Below are 17,809 nucleotides of genomic sequence, written 5' to 3'. Positions count from 1 at the left end.
CCCTAATCCGTATGCCTGTGTCTGTACTGGATGGGGCTGCAGCCGGCCTGCTCCTTAAAGACACGGGAAAAGGAGCTGAGGTTGGTGTATCCCACGGCCTGTCCAATCATTTCCACGGAATAATCCGTGTTGATGAGAAAATCTTTTGCCCGGGTGATGCGGTATTCTGTAATATAGTCGCTGACTGTCATGCCGGAGATTTCCTTAAAGACATTATAAAGCTGGGTCTTGCTGACTAAAAACAGACGGGACAGGCTGTCCGTGGTCAGATTTTCACTGTAATGGCCTCCGATGTATTCATAAATATCATATACCAACCGGGCGTGCTCCCGGTAGGCAGATGTGCTGAGGGGGCCAAACCGCTCTGTGTAGAGCTGGTTGGCCAGCAGAAGAAATTCGCCCAGCAGGAATTTAAGGTGCAGGTCCCTTCCATAAGCAGGCGCAGGGTCCCTGCCCCCATCCGGCCTGTTATAATACTCCATCCTGGAAAGGACGGAAAGAAAGGTTCCCATCTGCCGGTCCGGCACCGTGAGGACCACGGGCTGGTTGCCGGGGCGAAGCAGGAAGCACTCCAGCAGATTAACTTCCGGTGTGGAGAACTGGGATATGTAACCGGAGGAAAAATACAGCACATAGCGGTCGCAGATTCCGGACCCGTTCTCTGAATAGATATAATGCAGGTCCATCTGGTTAAACAGAATCAGCCCATTTCTGGGAATATCAATCACCCCTGTTTCAAACTTACATTTTAAATTGCCGGACAGGGCAAACACAATTTCCATCTGTCTGTGCAGGTGGAAATTTCGCTTTTCTGTTGTCCCGGTTATCTTGTGCCGAACTGAGAATTCTTCCGGCAGCTTTTCCGTATAGCGTGAAAATGGAATGTCCATGGCGCCTCCCAGGGTATCTATGCAATCATATGAAGCACTTCTTAGTATAGCATGGTTTGAAGAAAATGCAAAGTATATGGACAATCTGCAAAAAAATGTAGAAACACATGGTATATAATACAAAATGTAAGGAAAACAAGGAAAAGTTAAGCCGGTATTCATGGAAAATATAAGGAAAAAGTCAAAATGATTGATGAAATTGTAAAGAGCACAAGGGAAGCCTGCGCCGTGCTGGAACGTATAAAATCCATGCCGCGTGAGGAATTGGAAAAGGCAGAAATTCTGCCGCTGCTGAGAAATGCCGTGAACCTGAAGCTTATGATTCAGGAGGATACCCAGACAGATATCAGAAAGCTTGTCATCATGAGCATCAAGCGCCAGGATTTGCAAAAGGGAAACCTGCCGGATGATGTGATTCAGAGGGAGATAAAGAAATACGACTGTCATCAGACCAGCCTGGCGGCACAGAAAAAGGTATTGCTGCTTATGTTTATTGAGAAGGAGCTGGGGATTGCAATGGGGGATGATGAGGCCACGGATATAGAGAGTCTGGATGAATTGGCTGAAGCTGTTATAAGGCACCTGAAAGGGGGAGGATGATATGGATGCAGATAAAATCCGCAGGGATTTTCCGATTCTGGACCAGGAGGGTGGGCCCTTTGTCTATCTGGACAACGGGGCAACCACCCAGAAGCCCCAGGCTGTCATTGACCGTCTGTGCAGGTATTATTCCCAGGAGAATTCCAATATCCACAGGGGAAGTTATCCCCTGAGCAGCCAGGCGTCCCGCATGTATGAAAGGGCCAGGGAGACGGTCCGGACATGGTTGGATGCAGAGTATGCGGAGGAAATCGTCTTTACCAAGGGGTGTACGGAGTCAGTCAATCTGGCTGCCGCGGCTGTATTTGAGACATATGTCCGGACGGGAGACAATGTGATTGTCACTGAGCTGGAGCATTCCTCCAACTATTTCCCATGGAAAAGCCAATGTGAGAAAAAGGGCGCAGAGCTTCGGGCAGCCTTGGCAGAGAGCGATGGAAGCCTGAGGGCGGACGATGTGCTGGAGCTGGTGGACAGCCGTACCAGACTGATAGCCGTCACAGCCATGTCCAATGTGACGGGATTTTGTCCGGATGTGAACCGGATTATAAAGGAAGCCCACAGAAGAGGCGTACTGGTTCTGGTAGATGCTGCCCAGGCCATTGTGCACCAGGTCATATCCGTAAGGCGTATGGACTGTGATTTTCTGTGCTTTTCCGGTCACAAGCTATACGGGCCCATGGGAATCGGGGTACTGTATGGAAGGAAGGTATATCTGGAGGAAATGGCCCCGTATCTGTACGGCGGGGACATGGTGGTAAAAGGCGACAGGGGAGAGATTTCATATAAAAGGTCCTCCGGAAAATACGAGGCCGGCACCCAGAACATTGCCGGGGCACTTGGATTGGAGGCAGCCCTTGTGTATCTCCAAAGTCTGGGCATGGAGGAGATTCTTCGGTATGAGGCGGAACTGGGCGCATATCTGAGAGAGTGTCTGGAGGCGGTTAAGGGGGTACACATAATCGGGGAGTATGAAGGGGCGCTGCAGGTTCCGCCCATGGCAGTGTTTGAGGCTGATAACCTGGGAGCCTATGACATAGGCGTCCTGCTGGCCAATTACGGAATAGCGGTCCGCTGTGGTTCCCACTGCGCCTACCCACTTATGAAGCGCATGGGAAAGGAAAGCCTCTGCCGCGTATCCCTGGCTTTTTACAATACAAAGCAGGAGATTGCATATATGGCTGAACGGCTGGAACGTATCTGCGGGAGGGGAAGTTAATGGATGGGAGATACCAGAAGGATATGCATCAGATAGATATGCATGAAATGGACATGTTCCAGGCTGAGGCAAAACATATTGACAACCTTATCCAATTACAGGACCCAGGCTCCCAGTGCGAGTATCTTCTTATGCTTGGGATGGAAAAGCTTCCTTTGGACTCCCTGCGCGGGGACCGGTACAGGATTGGAGGATGCAGGACCGCAATCTGGGTCCGGGCAGAGAAACAGGACGGGAGGGTGCATTTTTCCAGTGACAGTGATTCCCTGCTGGTGCGGGGCGTGCTTTCCATTTTAGAAGAGCTGTACCAGGGAAGAACGCCGGAAGCCATAAAATCCCATCCCATGAAATTCCTGGATTATATATCCGACGATGTGATTTATCCTGAAATAAAGGAAAATGGATTATCAAAATGTTATGGGATATTAGCACATATGTAAAATAAAAAAACAATAGAAGCAATGAAAAAGGTATAAAAGGAGAAAACAATCATGAAGTATGCAATGGACGTTAAAGTTAACTTAAAACCGGTTTTCAGCAATCTGGTACACACTGACTGGTGGGAAGGCCCTTGCCGGGTAGGTCCCATGGAAGAGGGGACGCCGGAGTTTGAACGCAGGGTAGGAAAGGAACAGTTTAAAATCTGGTACGAGGAATTACAGAACAACCTGGATTTGACCCGCTGCCATCTGATGGAGCCGGCCTACCTGGAATTTGACGAGAGCTTTGTGATGCGGGATTCTGAGTTTGACAAGCTGATGCCTGAAAACCATCAGGTGGATTTGTATCTGATTACATACCGCGTACCCGGAATTGAGCGTTTGAACAAGCCCATTTCCATGATTAATCTGGGGCCTACCCCCATCGACCTTGTGGGTTATTACAGGGATATCGGACTTGAGGCATATATGGCCCATGACTACGAGGAGTACAACCGCCTTCTGACCTGCCTCCAGGTGCGTAAGGCGGTTGCCAGCACAAAAATACTGATTCTGTCCAATTCCGAGCAGACGCCGGCGTCGGTTAATACCAGCTGCTGCGACCTGGTAAGCCTGTTTACACGGTACGGCATCCGCCATAACCGCATTGACTTCAGGCAGGTGTTTAACTATTTTGATGAGATACCGGCTGACGAGGGAATCCATCAGGAGGCCAGGGCTCTGATGGAAGGGGCGGATAAAGTGGATATCACAGAGGAATACCTGTGCAACGACCTGAGGTATTTCCATGCGGTGCGCAGCATGATGGAGCGCTATGACTGCAATGCATTCACCACCCCGTGCAAGGAGCTGTGTGCAAGCCGGCTGCCCCAGAAGAATAAATGTGTTCCCTGTATTACCCATTCCCTGAATAAGGATGACAGGATTCCGTCTGCATGTGAGGAGGACCTGGCTGTATGGATGGCCATGATGATGATGATGTACCTGACACGCCAGAGCGTGTTCATGGGGAATCCGGTGCTGGTGCTGGCAGGGAGCAAGACCCTGGAACAGCTGGGAATGCCTAAGCTTCTGACACAGCCCGGCCAGGTATTTGACCACGATGTGCTGGAAATCCACCACGCTGTGCCGGTGCGCAGGATGCGGGGTTTTGACCAGCCGGAGCAGAGCTATGAGCTGGCGCATTTTACCACCCAGGGCTGGGGCGCCCATTACCATGTGGATATGGCAGAGGAGGACGGACAGGTGGTTACATTTGGCCGGTTTAACCGTCAGGGAACCAAGATGATGGTGGCTGTCGGCCATACACTGGGATGCGAGTTCCGCCCCGTATACTGCAGTCCTGCTGTGTATTACGAGGTAGAGGGCGGAGCCAGGGAGTTCCGCCAGGCATTGGCAAAGGGCGGTTACGGACATCACCAGGCCATTATTTACGGCAATCATGTAAAGGAATTACAGGAGCTGGGCGAAATCGTTGGTTTTGAGGTGGAAGTATTCCACTAATCAGGGAGAGGAACATGGCTTATTATCAGAGAAAGCAGGATGTAAACGAAATTGCGGCAGGAAATGGCCACGGTTCCTTTCCCCTTTTGGGAGAGAAACAGGGCTGTACCAACGGCTGCTGCGCCGGAATCAGCTATTATTCCCGCACAGAGTATACGCCGCCAGCAGTCCATGAGGACCAGGAGGGCTTCATGGTCCTGTCAGGACAGGGATGGGCCAAAATCGGGGAAGAGGAATTTTTCGTGGAACAAGGAACTGCATTTATAGCGCCTGAAGGTATGCCTCACCAGATGAAGAGCGCGGACAGCGGGGAACCCCTCACCCTGTTCTGGTTCCATGCCCAGCCTTAAGCGGATACATTCATTAAATTTTTAAAACCCCCTTGACATTTCCGAAAAAAAAGGATAAACTCAATGAAAATTCATAATGAATGCGGAACAGCTCGAAAGGGAGTAGTTTAGATATATTGTCAACAACCTCGGTTCCACCGGAACCTGGCAATATATGCCTTTACGGTTACAAGACTTTTATGCGTGGTTTGCAGATATGTTACATATCCTGGCAGCCATCCATAGAAGTCTTTTTTTGTGGGTTTCCTGGCAAAGGAACAGAGCAGATAATTGTTTTCTGCTGTGCTCCGGGCATTTTGGCGCAGGGATACGCGCATAATAGAGACTAAGTACTCAATAATGAGGAGGAAAGTACATGAAAGAATGGTATCAACAGACAAAAGAGGAAATACTCAGCCAGTTTCAGGTAACGGAACAGGGGCTGACCTCTTCGCGGGCAGAGGAAATCCTGGCTGAAAAGGGAGAAAATGTCCTGGAAGAGGGAAAGCGCAAAAGCACCCTGCAGGTATTTTTAGAGCAGTTCTGCGACCTGCTGGTGGTAATCCTGGTGATTGCAGCCCTTATTTCCATGGTGTCGGGCAATGCGGAGAGTACGGTGGTCATTCTGGCCGTCATCATCCTTAACGCCATCCTGGGAACAGTACAGCATGCAAAGGCAGAGAAATCCCTGGACAGCCTGAAATCCCTGTCATCTCCCAATGCCAAGGTGCTGAGGGACGGACAGAAGGTGGAAATCCCGTCTGCCAAGGTGGTTCCGGGCGATATCCTGTATCTGGAAGCAGGCGACCTGGTGGTGGCCGACGGAAGGATTTTGGAAAATTATTCCCTCCAGGTCAACGAAAGCTCCCTGACCGGAGAGTCCACCAATGTGGATAAGAGCGACGGTACCCTTCACACCGACTGCGCCCTGGCTGACCGGGCCAACATGGTATATTCCAGCGGCCTGGTGACCTACGGACGGGCGGTGGTGCTGGTAACCTCCACGGGCATGGATACGGAAATCGGCAAAATAGCTGCTCTTATGAATGCCACCAAGGAAAAAAAGACTCCGCTGCAGGTCAGCCTGGACCAGTTCGGCAGCCGTCTTGCTATGGCCATCATGGTCATATGCGCCCTCGTGTTCCTGCTGAGCCTGTACCGCAAGATGCCTGTGCTGGATTCCCTGATGTTTGCGGTGGCCCTGGCAGTGGCAGCCATACCTGAGGCGCTCAGCTCCATTGTGACCATAGTACAGGCCATGGGTACCCAGAAAATGGCCAAGGAACATGCCATCATCAAGGAACTGAAGGCTGTGGAGAGCCTGGGCTGCGTCTCTGTTATCTGTTCAGACAAGACCGGTACCCTGACCCAGAATAAAATGACGGTACAGAATATCTACACCAATGGACAGACCATTACCATAGACCAGCTGAACCTGAAGAACCAGCTTCACCGTTATCTTCTCTACGATGCCATACTTACCAACGATTCCTCCATTGTGGACGGAAAAGGTATAGGGGACCCCACTGAGTTTGCCCTGGTGGAAATGGGAAGAAAGGCAACTGTGGACGAAAACCTGCTCAGGGAGCTGATGCCCCGTCTGGAGGAGATACCCTTTGACTCAGACCGGAAGCTCATGAGCACCAAGTATGAGCTTCACGATGTGCCCACCGTACTTACCAAGGGCGCCCTGGATGTGCTTCTGGACCGCACCGTGAAAATCCGCATGGAGGAGGGAATCCGCGACATCACCCAGGAGGACAGGGACGCCATCCTTCAGAAGAATCTGGAGTTCTCCCAGGAGGGCTTAAGGGTACTGGCCTTTGGTTATAAGGAAGTTCCCGAAGATTACACCCTGTCCCTGGACAATGAAAATGACTTTATTTTCCTGGGCCTGATTTCCATGATGGACCCCCCGAGGGAGGAGTCTAAGGCAGCGGTTGCAGACGCCAAGCGGGCCGGAATCAAGCCGGTCATGATAACCGGCGACCATAAGATAACCGCCACAGCCATTGCAAAGCAGATTGGCATTTTTGAGGATGGGGATATTGCCATGACGGGCCGTGAACTGGACGCCATGCCGGAGGAAGAGCTGGACCGCAGGATTACGGATATATCCGTCTATGCCAGGGTCTCGCCTGAGAATAAAATCCGTATTGTGGATGCATGGCAGAGACGCGGCTCCATCACGGCCATGACCGGCGACGGGGTCAATGATGCGCCTGCCCTTAAAAAGGCGGACATCGGAGTGGCCATGGGCATCACCGGCACCGAGGTCTCCAAGGACGCGGCGGCCATGATACTGACAGATGACAATTTTGCAACCATTATCAAGGCTGTGGCCAATGGGCGCAACGTATACCGCAACATAAAGAACGCCATCAAGTTCCTGCTGTCAGGCAACATGGCCGGTATCCTTTCGGTATTGTACACATCCCTGGCAGCCCTGCCTGTACCCTTTGCGCCGGTGCACCTGCTGTTTATCAACCTGCTGACGGATTCTCTTCCGGCCATAGCAATCGGTATGGAGCCGGCTGAGAAGGATTTATTGTCAGAGGCGCCCAGAAACCCGAAAACAGGCATTCTGACAAAGGATTTCATGACTACCATCCTGACACAGGGCGGAATCATAGCTGTCTGTACCATGATTGCCTTCCACACAGGCCTTAGAAGCGGCAGCGCAGCCACAGCCAGCACCATGGCCTTTGCAACCCTGACCCTGGCCCGTCTGTTCCATGGATTTAACTGCCGCAGCAAGCACAATATATTCAAGCTGGGCTTTTCTTCCAATTGGTACAGCCTGGGAGCGTTTGCAGCCGGCGTAGTCCTGCTGGGCATTGTCATGTTCGTTCCGTTTATGCAGAACCTGTTTTCCGTAACACCGCTGACCCAAAGCCAGATAATAGATGTCTGTCTCCTGGCCGCAGTACCTACGGTGCTGATACAGATATTTAAGGTCATGAGAGATATTAAGCATAGGAAATAATGGGTAATTGTGGTATAATGTCCAAGTAGGCAATGAGCGGTGTACAGCGGCCCGGACCGGCCGGAACTCATCCTACCCAAAACAAACCAACCAAAGGAAAGGGGCGGTGCTTAATGGATAAGGTCATAACAGTAAGCCGCGAATTCGGAAGCGGAGGCCGTGAACTGGGGGTAAAGCTTGCTGAAAAGCTGGACATCCCGTTTTACGACAAGGAGTTAATCTCCATGGCTGCGGACGATATCAATATTGCAGAAGAGGCATTCCAGAATTACGATGAGCATATTGTGATTCACGACCCGTTAGACAGGCAGTATTACCATGCTTTTTCTGACATCTACAAGGTTCCCATGTCGGACCAGATTTTTGTGGCCCAGTCCAATGTCATCCGCAGGCTGGCTGCCCACGGTCCATGTGTTATTGTGGGACGGTGTGCAGACATGATTCTGGATGACAGCATTAACCTGTTTATCTACTCTAAGATGAGGGAACGGATAAAGCGTATGCTTGTCCTGGAACCAGGGTCTGATGAAAAGGAGATGGAGCGCCGTATCCGGGAGGTGGACCGGAAACGCAAGGAGTATTATCAGTATTACACCGGCAACACATGGGGCCGGGCCCAGAACTACCACTTATGTCTGGACAGCGGACTGACAGGGGTGGACGGCTGTCTGAGGGCGGTGCTGGCATATCTGGGAGAGCTGCCCGGGTAAACCCGCAGGGCAGGGTACGGTATGGATAAAAGTACCGGCGTTTCGGTTAAAACGAGAATTAAGCAGGACATTTTAAATTTCTAATAATTTAGGAGGCAGAAGATGAAACAGGATATGATTGTAATTCTTGACCTGGGAAGCACAGAAAACACAAAACTGGCCAGGGACATCAGGGAGATGGGGGTGTACAGTGAGATTTATCCCCACGACATCACAGCCAGCGAACTGAAGGAACTTCCCAATGTTAAGGGAATCATCATCAACGGCGGCCCTAACAATGTTGTGGACAAAATCCCCATAGATGTGCGCCCGGAGCTGTATGAGGCAGGATACCCGGTAATGGCGGCAGGCCATGCCGCATCAGCCTGTGAGCGTTCCATACAGAGCTGGGATGAGGCTGACAGCGCTCAGGTTCTCCGTTCCTTTGTGTTCGATACATGTAAGGCCCAGGCTAACTGGAATATGAAGAACTTCATTTCCGACCAGGTGGAGTTAATCCGCCAGCAGGTAGGGGATAAGAAGGTGTTACTGGCTCTCTCCGGAGGCGTGGACAGTTCTGTGGTTGCTGCCCTGCTTATCAAGGCCATCGGAAAACAGCTGACCTGCGTCCATGTAAATCATGGTCTTATGAGAAAAGGAGAGTCCGAGAGCGTTATCGATGTATTTAAGAACCAGATGGATGCAAATCTGGTGTATGTGGATGCCGTGGACCGTTTCCTTGGCAAGCTGGCCGGAGTGGCTGACCCGGAGCAAAAGCGCAAAATCATCGGCGCTGAATTTATCCGCGTGTTTGAGGAAGAGGCCAGAAAGCTGGAGGGAATTGAATTCCTGGCTCAGGGAACCATATACCCGGACATCGTTGAGAGCGGCACCAAGACAGCCAAGGTGGTGAAATCCCATCACAATGTGGGCGGACTTCCTGAGGATTTGGACTTTACCCTGGTGGAGCCCCTGCGTCAGCTGTTTAAGGACGAGGTACGCGCCTGCGGACTGGAGCTGGGACTGCCTCACGCTATGGTATACCGCCAGCCCTTCCCTGGTCCCGGATTAGGCGTGCGCTGTCTGGGAGCCATAACCAGAGAGCGTCTGGAAGCTGTAAGGGAATCAGATGCCATTCTTCGTGAAGAATTTGCAAACGCTGGCCTGGACAAGACTGTATGGCAGTATTTCACCATTGTGCCGGACTTTAAATCAGTTGGAGTCAGGGACAATGCACGCTGCTTTGATTACCCTGTTATCATCCGAGCAGTCAATACAGTGGATGCCATGACTGCCTCCATTGAGCGCATAGATTACGATGTGCTGCAAAAGATTACAGACCGTATATTGAAGGAAGTCAAGAATGTAAACAGGGTGTGCTATGACCTGAGCCCGAAGCCTACGGCTACGATTGAGTGGGAATAATAATTTAAGTTACTCCGAGTCCCGGGAAGCCTTGATAATACAGGGTTTTCCGGGATTTTTGCTTTTTACTGGCTACAAAATGGCTACATCAGCCAAGTTTTTTGTAGCCGTCATCTTTTTCAGCCATCGCATCAAGCTGATCGGCTACTTCACTTTGCTTGTTCGGATACAGATGGCTGTAGGTTTCCATGGTGGTTTGCACCCTTTCATGTCCCAAGCGTTCTGCTACCAGAAGTGGCGTACAGCCCATGTCAATCAGCAAACTGGCGTGGGTATGACGTACATCGTGCACCCTGATCTTCTGCGTTCCGGAGTGGTCACAGCCATACTTCATCTGTCTGCCGACCCAGCCCCTGTCATAAGGGAAGATACGGTCAGTAGGCTGTACCTCGTAGAGTTTTGCCAGATAGTCTTTCAGACAACTTTCCAGTACCTTCGGCATAACTACCTCACGGTAGCCGGCTTCCGTCTTAGGCGGATAGATGTAGTCCTTTCCGTTCAGACGCTGGTAGTTCTTGTTGACAGAGATAATGTGTCGGTCGAAATCAATATCCTCCGGTGTCAGAGCCAGCAGTTCGCCAACACGCAATCCTGTGTAGTACATCACCATAAAAACAGTGTAGCCAACAGGTTTGCTCTCCATGGCTTCAATGAACAACTTGAATTCTTCGTTCGTCCAGAACAGCATTTCATCGGCGTTCTTCTTGCCCATGGTTCCTGCTTTGTGACAGGGATTTTCTCTCAGTCCATAGAACTTCACCGCAAAATTGAAAGCTGCGGTGAGCTGGTTGTTAATGGTTCGCAGATAGGTCGGTGAATAACCTCTGCCGTTGGGGCGGCGGTAGTTAATCAGCTCATTTTGCCAGTTGCGAATATCGGTCGGCTTGATGGCGTTGATCGGCATCTCACCGAAGTACGGGAGGACCTTCTTGTTGAACAGATAGTGCTTGTTGGCTAAAGTCGTTTCTCTGAGACGAGGATCGGCATCTTTCATATAGAGTGCAACGAAATCCTTGAACTTCATGCCCAGGCTGCCATCTGCCTGACTAATAAAATCACGTTCCCATTGTAAGGCTTCTTTCTTGGTATTGAAGCCTCTTTTCTTTTTGTGGATCTCCTTTCCTGTCCAATCCTTTACACGGATTTGAGACATCCACTTTCCTGTGTTTTTGTCCTTAGTTACTGACATTGTGTTCTCCTTTTCTATCCCAATGTCAGACCTTAATTATTTCTCAGAGCCAAACTCCTTTTCAAGATAAGCTCTGCGACGAGCCAAACGCTCATCCTCGTCAAGTTCTTCCGGTTCCACACATTCTACGGAAGCCCCAGCATAGTACGCAAGGGTCTGCTCTTGCCAGCTATGTAATGCAGCTGCAGAACAGTTGTAGCTGCGCACATCCTCACGCATATCTTCCCATTGCTCTAAAAACAGACACATATCTGCGTTATGGTCAGCATCCATCTCTTTTCCATTAAAGCGGATAGAGCAGGTCCACTCGTTGCTGCGAGGGGGCTTTTTTACATCCACATCAAATTTAAGAGAGGATACCTTGTTCAGTTCAAACAGGAAGCTCATTATGTCAGCAAGACTTCTGATAGGCACCGTATTGGTTTCGTAGCCAAGAATAAAGGTCGGCGTTGTATCCAGATGTTTTGCTATTTCGTTTACGACATCAATGGAAACCTCGATTTCTCCGGTTTCGTACTTTTGTACAGTACGCAGAGATTTCCCAATAAGGTTAGCCAGTTGTGTCTGATTCAGTCCTTTGCGTTTTCGCAGTGTTTTTATCCGCTGACCGATTGCGGAATAATCGAAATTATCCATAGTTGATTCACCTCATATTTATCATATCACAAAGAAATACGAATTTCAAGTGCATATTTTTATTCCGCAAGTATTGACAAAAGCAGCTTTTGTTCGTATAATAAAAACGTATTGAAAGTGCGTATTAAGAAAAAATAGAAGAAATGGATGAATAAAAAATACGCAAATTATCTTTTGAACACAGGAGGTAACCATGAGAGCACAGTTTATCACAGCAGAAGAAGTTCAGCAGGTATTGGATGTCAGCCGTAGCAAATCTTATCAAATCATCAGAGATTTGAATAAGGAGCTGAAAAGTATGGGCTATCATACCATTGCAGGCAAATGCCCAATCCAGTTCTTTAAGAAGAAGTTTTACGGTCTGGAAATTGGAGGTGAAAACGCTTGATGCAGAAAAATGAAAAAACGACCGTCCCGATTCCATCTGTTGGCGCAGATGGGGAACAGTCGCTTTCCTATGTAACAAATGAAATTATAACAACTGGCAACGAAGAAATCAATCCCATAGATGAAAGTATGGAGGAGATGCTTCGTCAGATGCAGAGAATGTCTGATCCATCCTATCTGGCTACCATGACTATGAGCCAGCTGTATGACACTGTATACGAAAGCAGACTGCCTATCATTGATGGTCTGCTTTACCCCGGTACCTATTTGTTTGTAGGTGCTCCCAAAGTTGGCAAGTCATTTCTGATGGCGCAGATTGCGTATCATGTCAGCACAGGACTTCCACTCTGGAATTATTCTGTCCATGCAGGCACTGTACTGTACCTTGCCTTGGAAGATGACTACAGACGCTTGCAGGAGCGTTTGTATCGTATGTTTGGAGTAGAGGGTACAGATACCTTACACTTCGCAACCTGTGCCAAACAGCTTTGTGCAGGACTGTATGAACAGCTGGCTCACTTTGTATCAGAGCACAGAGACACCCGACTGATTATTATTGATACTTTGCAGAAAATCAGAGAAGCCAGCGGAGACAGATACAGCTATGCAAGCGATTATGAAATTATTGGTCAGCTGAAGCATTTTGCCGACCAGACGGGTATTGCGCTGTTGTTGGTACATCATACCCGAAAACAGCAGGCAGATGATAAGTTTGATATGATTTCCGGAACCAATGGATTGCTTGGCGCTGCCGACGGAGCTTTTGTTCTGCAAAAGGAAAAACGCACTGGAAATACTGCGGTACTGGAAGTGTCAGGCAGAGATCAGCCGGAGCAAAGACTGATTCTGAAAAAGGATATGGAACGTCTTGTCTGGGAGTTGGAAAAAGCCGAAACAGAGCTGTGGCAGGTTCCACCAGATCCGATTCTGGAAAAGGTTGCAGCTATGCTGTCGGAAGATATTTTAGAGTGGAGTGGAACACCAACAGAACTTGCAGAAGCATTGAAGTTAGAGCTGAAGCCTAATCTTTTGACAAAACATCTGAATGTCAATGCGAGCAGATTGTTTCATGAGTGCCATACCCAATATGAAAATATCCGCACTCACGCAGGAAGAAGGATCATCTTAAAGCGAGTTTCAGAGCAGCGTGACGATGCGTGACGGTTGTGACGATGATTTTGACAGTGGTGGCGGTGCCTAAAACACCGTCACCATCGTCACCACCGACACGGACAGGAAAGGAATGGATTGAAAATGAAAAATGTGCAAATCCCTTATGATTTATTTGTTGCTTTGCTCCAATATCATTTGATGATGGATGGCGATTATGAAGATGAAATCAAACAAGGCTTGGAGCAGAAACTGGAAGCTATGGTAAGACATGAATGGTACGCAAAGTACAAGACTGCTCCTACACCGGAAGAACGAGAAGAAGCCCGTCAGCGTTATCTGGATGAGCGTGGAGTTCCGCAGAGCTTCCGATGGACTACTTCTCCTTGGGAGTTATAACAGGAGCGTGCCACGCTCCTGTGAATGGTAAATAAGAGAGTGATGATTGCAGCGATTTCACTGAAAGTGGGTGCGCCTCACTTGATGTTGCTGCGGTCATCACTTTTTTCTGTAAAGATAAAAATGAAAAATTTTGCTTCTTACAAAACGATTGAAAATCGTGTAGCCGGTATCGTAGATACCGTTCAAAGGGGATTGGGGATGCTTCCCCAACAAGCAATTTGCGAAGATTGATCCAAAGGGAAAATCGAGAAAATGAGTGAACCTGTACAGGTTTACACTGCTTGCCACTTTGTGAGCGCAAGCGAATACGCTCTTTATTGCCCAAATTATACTTATTACACAGGATTTCGAGATTTCATTTATCAAAAGGGACTAAAAGTAAGTGAACGCTCACTTTTTCGTTGAATTTATCCTCGGTAATGCTATAATTAACATAATGGGACTTTTAAAATAAAAAGTTTTCTGCGAAAGGATTGGTAACTCTATGGATGTTAGTTATAAAAGACTGTGGAAATTGTTGATTGATAGAGATATGAAGAAAAAAGATTTGGCAGAGAAAGCAAATCTCAGTAATTATACAATCAACAAAATGAATAAAGGCGAAAACGTAAATACAGATACCTTGGTAAAAATCTGTGGGGCATTGAATTGCAGGATCGAAGATATTATGGAAATCGTTCCAGATGAAAAGTGATGCTGTGTTCATTATAGGACAGCAGCTATGGTATCATTTGTATTGTAAAAATTCAGGAGATTAGGTATGGAACTAATTAATAACACAACTAAAACACTGCGAGATGATTTAGCTGTTGAGATAAAACCGGGTAGTAGACTCTCTATTGCAGCAGCCTGCTTCTCTATCTATGCTTTTCAGGAATTAAAAAAAGAACTTCAAGGCGTTGATGAATTAAGATTCATTTTTACATCACCGACTTTTACAACCGAGAAGGCAAAAAAAGAGAAGAGAGAATTTTATATTCCAAGATTAAGCCGAGAACGCAGTTTGTATGGAACAGAATTTGAAGTAAAGCTGAGAAATGAACTTACACAAAAGGCGATCGCAAAAGAATGTGCTGAATGGATTCGGAAAAAGGTTACTTTCAAATCTAATGTAACAAATGAAAATATGATGGGCTTCATCAACCTGGATGATAAAAACTATATGCCGATTAACGGTTTTACTACGGTTGACTTGGGATGTGAGCGTGGTAACAACGCATATAATATGGTTCAAAAGACAGAAGTGCCATTCTCAACCGCATATATAGACTTGTTTGATAATCTTTGGAATGACAACTCAAAATTACAGGAGGTTACCGATGAAGTTATTGAGAATATCACAGCTGCTTATAATGAAAACTCTCCGGATTTCATCTACTTTGTAACTCTATATAATATCTTTAGTGAGTTTTTGGAAGATGTCTCTGAAGATCATTTACCAAATGAGGCTACCGGATTTAAAGAAAGCAAGATATGGTCCATGCTATACAACTTCCAGAAAGATGCTGTTCTTGCAATTATCAGCAAATTGGAAAAATACAATGGCTGTATTCTTGCTGATAGTGTGGGTCTTGGTAAAACCTTTACCGCTTTGGCTGTTATTAAATATTACGAAAACAGGAATAAATCTGTGCTCGTTCTATGTCCCAAGAAGCTGACAAACAACTGGAATACCTATAAAGACAACTATGTGAATAACCCGATTGCATCGGATCGCTTACGTTACGATGTACTCTATCATACAGACTTGAACCGTACTCATGGCAAATCCAATGGTCTGGATTTGGATAGGCTGAACTGGAGTAATTACGATCTTGTTGTGATTGATGAATCTCACAACTTCCGTAATGGCGGCAAACTGTCAGGTGAAGATAACGAGAAAGAAAATCGTTACCTGAAGCTGTTAAATAAAGTTATCCGCAAAGGCGTGAAAACAAAGGTTTTGATGCTGTCTGCAACTCCAGTCAATAACCGCTTTAATGACTTGAAAAATCAGCTTGCTCTTGCCTACGAGGGCAATACCGACCTGATTGATGATAAACTGAATACAACAAAAAGTATTGATGAGATTTTCAAAAATGCTCAGAGAGCATTTAACATCTGGAGTAAATGGGACCCAGTAGACAGAACAACAGAAAATCTTCTGCGTATGCTGGATTTTGACTTCTTTGAAGTTCTGGATTCTGTGACGATTGCACGTTCCAGAAAACATATTCAGAAATATTATGATACTTCTGATATCGGCACCTTCCCTACCAGACTGAAACCTATATCCCTCAGACCGCCTCTTACCAGCTTGAAGAAGGCTATCAACTACAATGAAATCTATGAGCAGCTGACACAACTGTCATTGTCCATTTATACGCCTACTCATTTTATTCTTCCGAGTAAAATGGAGAAGTATGCGGAAATGTATGAAGATAATAAAGTAAATGTCGGTTTTACTCAGGCAAACCGTGAGCAAGGTATCCGTCGTTTGACGGCGATTAATTTGATGAAACGAATGGAAAGCTCCGTACATTCCTTTAATCTTACACTGAAAAGGATCTACAGCTTGATAGATTCAACCATTCATAGTATTGATACCTACGATAAGACTTCCTCTGTGAGACTTGAACTAACAGATATTTCGGACATTGATGAGTTTGACAGTGAGGATCAAAATGGTGATGAGCTGTTTACCTTTGGCAAAAAAGTCAAAATTGACATTGGAGATATGGATTATAAATCCTGGAGAGACAGCCTTGCAAAAGATCGTGATATTCTTGAGCTTTTGACACTGATGGTTGGAGATATTACACCTGAGTATGACTCCAAGCTTCAAGAACTATTCCGAGTAATCAAAAACAAGTTGGAGCACCCTATCAATGATGGCAACAAGAAAATTATTATATTCACTGCTTTTGCAGATACTGCTCAGTATCTGTTCGACAATGTAAGTAAATATGTGAAAGAGAATTTTGGATTGAATACGGCAATGGTATCCGGTTCTGTAGAAGGACGCACTACTGTTCCAAGGCTGAAAAGTGATCTGAATACAGTTTTGACCTGCTTTTCTCCAATATCTAAGGACAAGCATCTGCTTATGCCAGATGATACAACAGAAATTGACTTTCTGATTGCTACGGACTGTATCTCGGAAGGTCAGAACTTGCAGGACTGCGATTATCTGATTAACTACGACATTCACTGGAATCCGGTTCGTATTATCCAGCGCTTTGGTCGTATTGACCGTATTGGCAGTAAGAATACCTATATTCAGCTTGTGAATTTCTGGCCGGATGTAACTCTTGATGAGTACATCGACTTGAAAGCAAAAGTTGAAACCCGTATGAAGATTGTTGATATGACTGCAACCGGTGATGATAACCTCTTGAGCGATGAAGAAAAAACAGATTTGGAATACCGCAAAGCCCAGCTTAAACGCTTGCAGGAAGAAGTAGTGGATATTGAAGATATGTCTACAGGTATTTCTATTATGGATTTAGGCTTAAATGAATTTCGTATGGATTTACTGGAATATATTAAGAATCACCCGGATATTGATAAAACTCCGTTTGGTCTCCATTCGGTAGCGGCTGCTTCAGATGAAACACCGGCAGGCGTAATCTATGTTCTGAAAAATCGCTCCAACAGTGTAAATATTGATAATCAGAACCGCCTACACCCGTTTTATATGGTTTATATCAGCAACGAGGGCGAAGTGATTTGTGACCACCTTTCTCCAAAGCAGATGCTGGACAAGATGCGTTTCCTTTGTAAAGGAAAAACGGAACCTATTCCGGAGCTGTACCGCCAGTTCAATAAGGAAACTCGTGATGGGAAAAATATGGCTGTGTTCTCGAAGTTATTGGGAGATGCCATTGCCTCTATTATCGAGGTCAAAGAAGAAAGTGATATTGACAGCTTTTTAGGCGGAGGTCAAATGAGTTTTCTCACAAATGAAATCAAGGGATTGGATGACTTTGAACTGATCTGTTTCCTGGTTGTCCGATAACATAGAA

General features: G+C 47.0%; 17 protein-coding genes. 14 read left to right on the top strand and 3 right to left on the bottom strand.

Going from position 1 to position 17,809, the window contains the following annotated elements:
* Positions 1-2 precede the first annotated feature (2 nt).
* Entirely contained in the window at positions 3-890 is an 888-nt protein-coding gene (locus tag I2H39_RS10170; protein ID WP_195626388.1) for an AraC family transcriptional regulator, read from the bottom strand.
* Positions 891-1,076: 186 nt separating this feature from the next.
* Here I2H39_RS10170 and I2H39_RS10165 point away from each other — a divergent pair, with 186 nt between their 5' ends.
* From I2H39_RS10165 to guaA, 8 genes are all read left to right on the top strand, one after another.
* Entirely contained in the window at positions 1,077-1,490 is a 414-nt protein-coding gene (locus tag I2H39_RS10165; RefSeq protein ID WP_195626387.1) for a hypothetical protein, read from the top strand.
* Between the two features lies 1 nt (position 1,491).
* Positions 1,492-2,709, top strand: a complete 1,218-nt coding sequence (locus tag I2H39_RS10160) for an aminotransferase class V-fold PLP-dependent enzyme (RefSeq protein WP_195626386.1) — start codon at positions 1,492-1,494, stop codon at positions 2,707-2,709.
* Entirely contained in the window at positions 2,709-3,149 is a 441-nt protein-coding gene (locus tag I2H39_RS10155; RefSeq protein WP_138310809.1) for a SufE family protein, read from the top strand. Before I2H39_RS10160 ends, I2H39_RS10155 begins: the two co-directional genes overlap by 1 nt.
* A gap of 51 nt (positions 3,150-3,200) precedes the next feature.
* The gene (locus I2H39_RS28840; protein WP_207746789.1) at positions 3,201-4,652 is read left to right on the top strand and encodes a hypothetical protein; all 1,452 of its coding nucleotides are present in this window, start codon (positions 3,201-3,203) and stop codon (positions 4,650-4,652) included.
* A gap of 14 nt (positions 4,653-4,666) precedes the next feature.
* Positions 4,667-5,002, top strand: a complete 336-nt coding sequence (locus tag I2H39_RS10145; RefSeq protein ID WP_138310810.1) for a cupin domain-containing protein — start codon at positions 4,667-4,669, stop codon at positions 5,000-5,002.
* A 355-nt stretch (positions 5,003-5,357) separates the two neighbouring features.
* Entirely contained in the window at positions 5,358-7,967 is a 2,610-nt protein-coding gene (locus I2H39_RS10140) for a cation-translocating P-type ATPase (RefSeq protein WP_138310811.1), read from the top strand.
* 113 nt (positions 7,968-8,080) lie between these two features.
* Positions 8,081-8,677 carry a cytidylate kinase-like family protein gene (locus I2H39_RS10135; protein WP_138310812.1) on the top strand — a complete coding sequence of 199 codons (597 nt, stop codon included), beginning with the start codon at positions 8,081-8,083 and terminating at the stop codon, positions 8,675-8,677.
* Positions 8,678-8,779: 102 nt separating this feature from the next.
* Positions 8,780-10,081 (top strand): glutamine-hydrolyzing GMP synthase, encoded by a 1,302-nt coding sequence (guaA, locus tag I2H39_RS10130; protein ID WP_195626385.1) that lies wholly within the window; start codon positions 8,780-8,782, stop codon positions 10,079-10,081.
* An 88-nt stretch (positions 10,082-10,169) separates the two neighbouring features.
* On the opposite strand, the gene I2H39_RS10125 is transcribed toward guaA, so the two are convergent.
* Both I2H39_RS10125 and I2H39_RS10120 read right to left on the bottom strand, forming a co-directional pair.
* Complete coding sequence (locus I2H39_RS10125; RefSeq protein WP_195626384.1) at positions 10,170-11,270, bottom strand: site-specific integrase; 1,101 nt, start codon at positions 11,268-11,270, stop codon at positions 10,170-10,172.
* A gap of 36 nt (positions 11,271-11,306) precedes the next feature.
* A complete protein-coding gene (locus I2H39_RS10120; RefSeq protein WP_195626383.1) occupies positions 11,307-11,906 on the bottom strand; it encodes a helix-turn-helix transcriptional regulator in 600 nt (199 codons plus the stop codon).
* Between the two features lie 193 nt (positions 11,907-12,099).
* Here I2H39_RS10120 and I2H39_RS10115 point away from each other — a divergent pair, with 193 nt between their 5' ends.
* The 6 genes from I2H39_RS10115 to I2H39_RS10090 all read left to right on the top strand — a co-directional run bounded on the left by I2H39_RS10115 (position 12,100) and on the right by I2H39_RS10090 (position 17,802).
* The gene (locus tag I2H39_RS10115; protein WP_195626382.1) at positions 12,100-12,294 is read left to right on the top strand and encodes an ICEBs1 excisionase; all 195 of its coding nucleotides are present in this window, start codon (positions 12,100-12,102) and stop codon (positions 12,292-12,294) included.
* Positions 12,294-13,454: a helicase RepA family protein gene (locus tag I2H39_RS10110; RefSeq protein WP_195626381.1), complete on the top strand. Its 1,161-nt coding sequence runs from the start codon at positions 12,294-12,296 to the stop codon at positions 13,452-13,454. The genes I2H39_RS10115 and I2H39_RS10110 overlap by 1 nt, the downstream gene beginning before the upstream one ends.
* 93 nt (positions 13,455-13,547) lie before the next feature.
* Positions 13,548-13,802, top strand: a complete 255-nt coding sequence (locus tag I2H39_RS10105; protein ID WP_195626492.1) for a complexin-2 — start codon at positions 13,548-13,550, stop codon at positions 13,800-13,802.
* Positions 13,803-13,826: 24 nt separating this feature from the next.
* Positions 13,827-14,036, top strand: a complete 210-nt coding sequence (locus I2H39_RS10100) for a hypothetical protein (RefSeq protein WP_207746788.1) — start codon at positions 13,827-13,829, stop codon at positions 14,034-14,036.
* Between the two features lie 253 nt (positions 14,037-14,289).
* Positions 14,290-14,499 (top strand): helix-turn-helix transcriptional regulator, encoded by a 210-nt coding sequence (locus I2H39_RS10095; RefSeq protein ID WP_195626379.1) that lies wholly within the window; start codon positions 14,290-14,292, stop codon positions 14,497-14,499.
* Between the two features lie 66 nt (positions 14,500-14,565).
* Entirely contained in the window at positions 14,566-17,802 is a 3,237-nt protein-coding gene (locus tag I2H39_RS10090; RefSeq protein ID WP_195626378.1) for a helicase-related protein, read from the top strand.
* Positions 17,803-17,809: the final 7 nt, after the last annotated feature.

Origin of the sequence: Clostridium sp. 1001283B150225_161107_B6, assembly GCF_015556325.1 — a bacterium.
Classification (GTDB): Bacteria; Bacillota; Clostridia; order Lachnospirales; family Lachnospiraceae; genus Enterocloster.
This window is presented reverse-complemented; position numbering and strand designations above follow the sequence as displayed.

Bases quoted from the DNA above. Each gene is read 5' to 3' on its own strand.
- guaA (WP_195626385.1), top strand. From the start codon at position 8,780: ATGAAACAGGATATGATTGTAATTCTTGACCTGGGAAGCACAGAAAAC.
- I2H39_RS10135 (WP_138310812.1), top strand. From the start codon at position 8,081: ATGGATAAGGTCATAACAGTAAGCCGCGAATTCGGAAGCGGAGGCCGT.
- I2H39_RS28840 (WP_207746789.1), top strand. From the start codon at position 3,201: ATGAAGTATGCAATGGACGTTAAAGTTAACTTAAAACCGGTTTTCAGC.
- I2H39_RS10140 (WP_138310811.1), top strand. From the start codon at position 5,358: ATGAAAGAATGGTATCAACAGACAAAAGAGGAAATACTCAGCCAGTTT.
- I2H39_RS10115 (WP_195626382.1), top strand. From the start codon at position 12,100: ATGAGAGCACAGTTTATCACAGCAGAAGAAGTTCAGCAGGTATTGGAT.
- I2H39_RS10105 (WP_195626492.1), top strand. From the start codon at position 13,548: ATGAAAAATGTGCAAATCCCTTATGATTTATTTGTTGCTTTGCTCCAA.
- I2H39_RS10165 (WP_195626387.1), top strand. From the start codon at position 1,077: ATGATTGATGAAATTGTAAAGAGCACAAGGGAAGCCTGCGCCGTGCTG.
- I2H39_RS10090 (WP_195626378.1), top strand. From the start codon at position 14,566: ATGGAACTAATTAATAACACAACTAAAACACTGCGAGATGATTTAGCT.
- I2H39_RS10100 (WP_207746788.1), top strand. From the start codon at position 13,827: ATGGTAAATAAGAGAGTGATGATTGCAGCGATTTCACTGAAAGTGGGT.
- I2H39_RS10125 (WP_195626384.1), bottom strand. From the start codon at position 11,270: ATGTCAGTAACTAAGGACAAAAACACAGGAAAGTGGATGTCTCAAATC.
- I2H39_RS10160 (WP_195626386.1), top strand. From the start codon at position 1,492: ATGGATGCAGATAAAATCCGCAGGGATTTTCCGATTCTGGACCAGGAG.
- I2H39_RS10110 (WP_195626381.1), top strand. From the start codon at position 12,294: ATGCAGAAAAATGAAAAAACGACCGTCCCGATTCCATCTGTTGGCGCA.
- I2H39_RS10120 (WP_195626383.1), bottom strand. From the start codon at position 11,906: ATGGATAATTTCGATTATTCCGCAATCGGTCAGCGGATAAAAACACTG.
- I2H39_RS10145 (WP_138310810.1), top strand. From the start codon at position 4,667: ATGGCTTATTATCAGAGAAAGCAGGATGTAAACGAAATTGCGGCAGGA.
- I2H39_RS10095 (WP_195626379.1), top strand. From the start codon at position 14,290: ATGGATGTTAGTTATAAAAGACTGTGGAAATTGTTGATTGATAGAGAT.
- I2H39_RS10170 (WP_195626388.1), bottom strand. From the start codon at position 890: ATGGACATTCCATTTTCACGCTATACGGAAAAGCTGCCGGAAGAATTC.
- I2H39_RS10155 (WP_138310809.1), top strand. From the start codon at position 2,709: ATGGATGGGAGATACCAGAAGGATATGCATCAGATAGATATGCATGAA.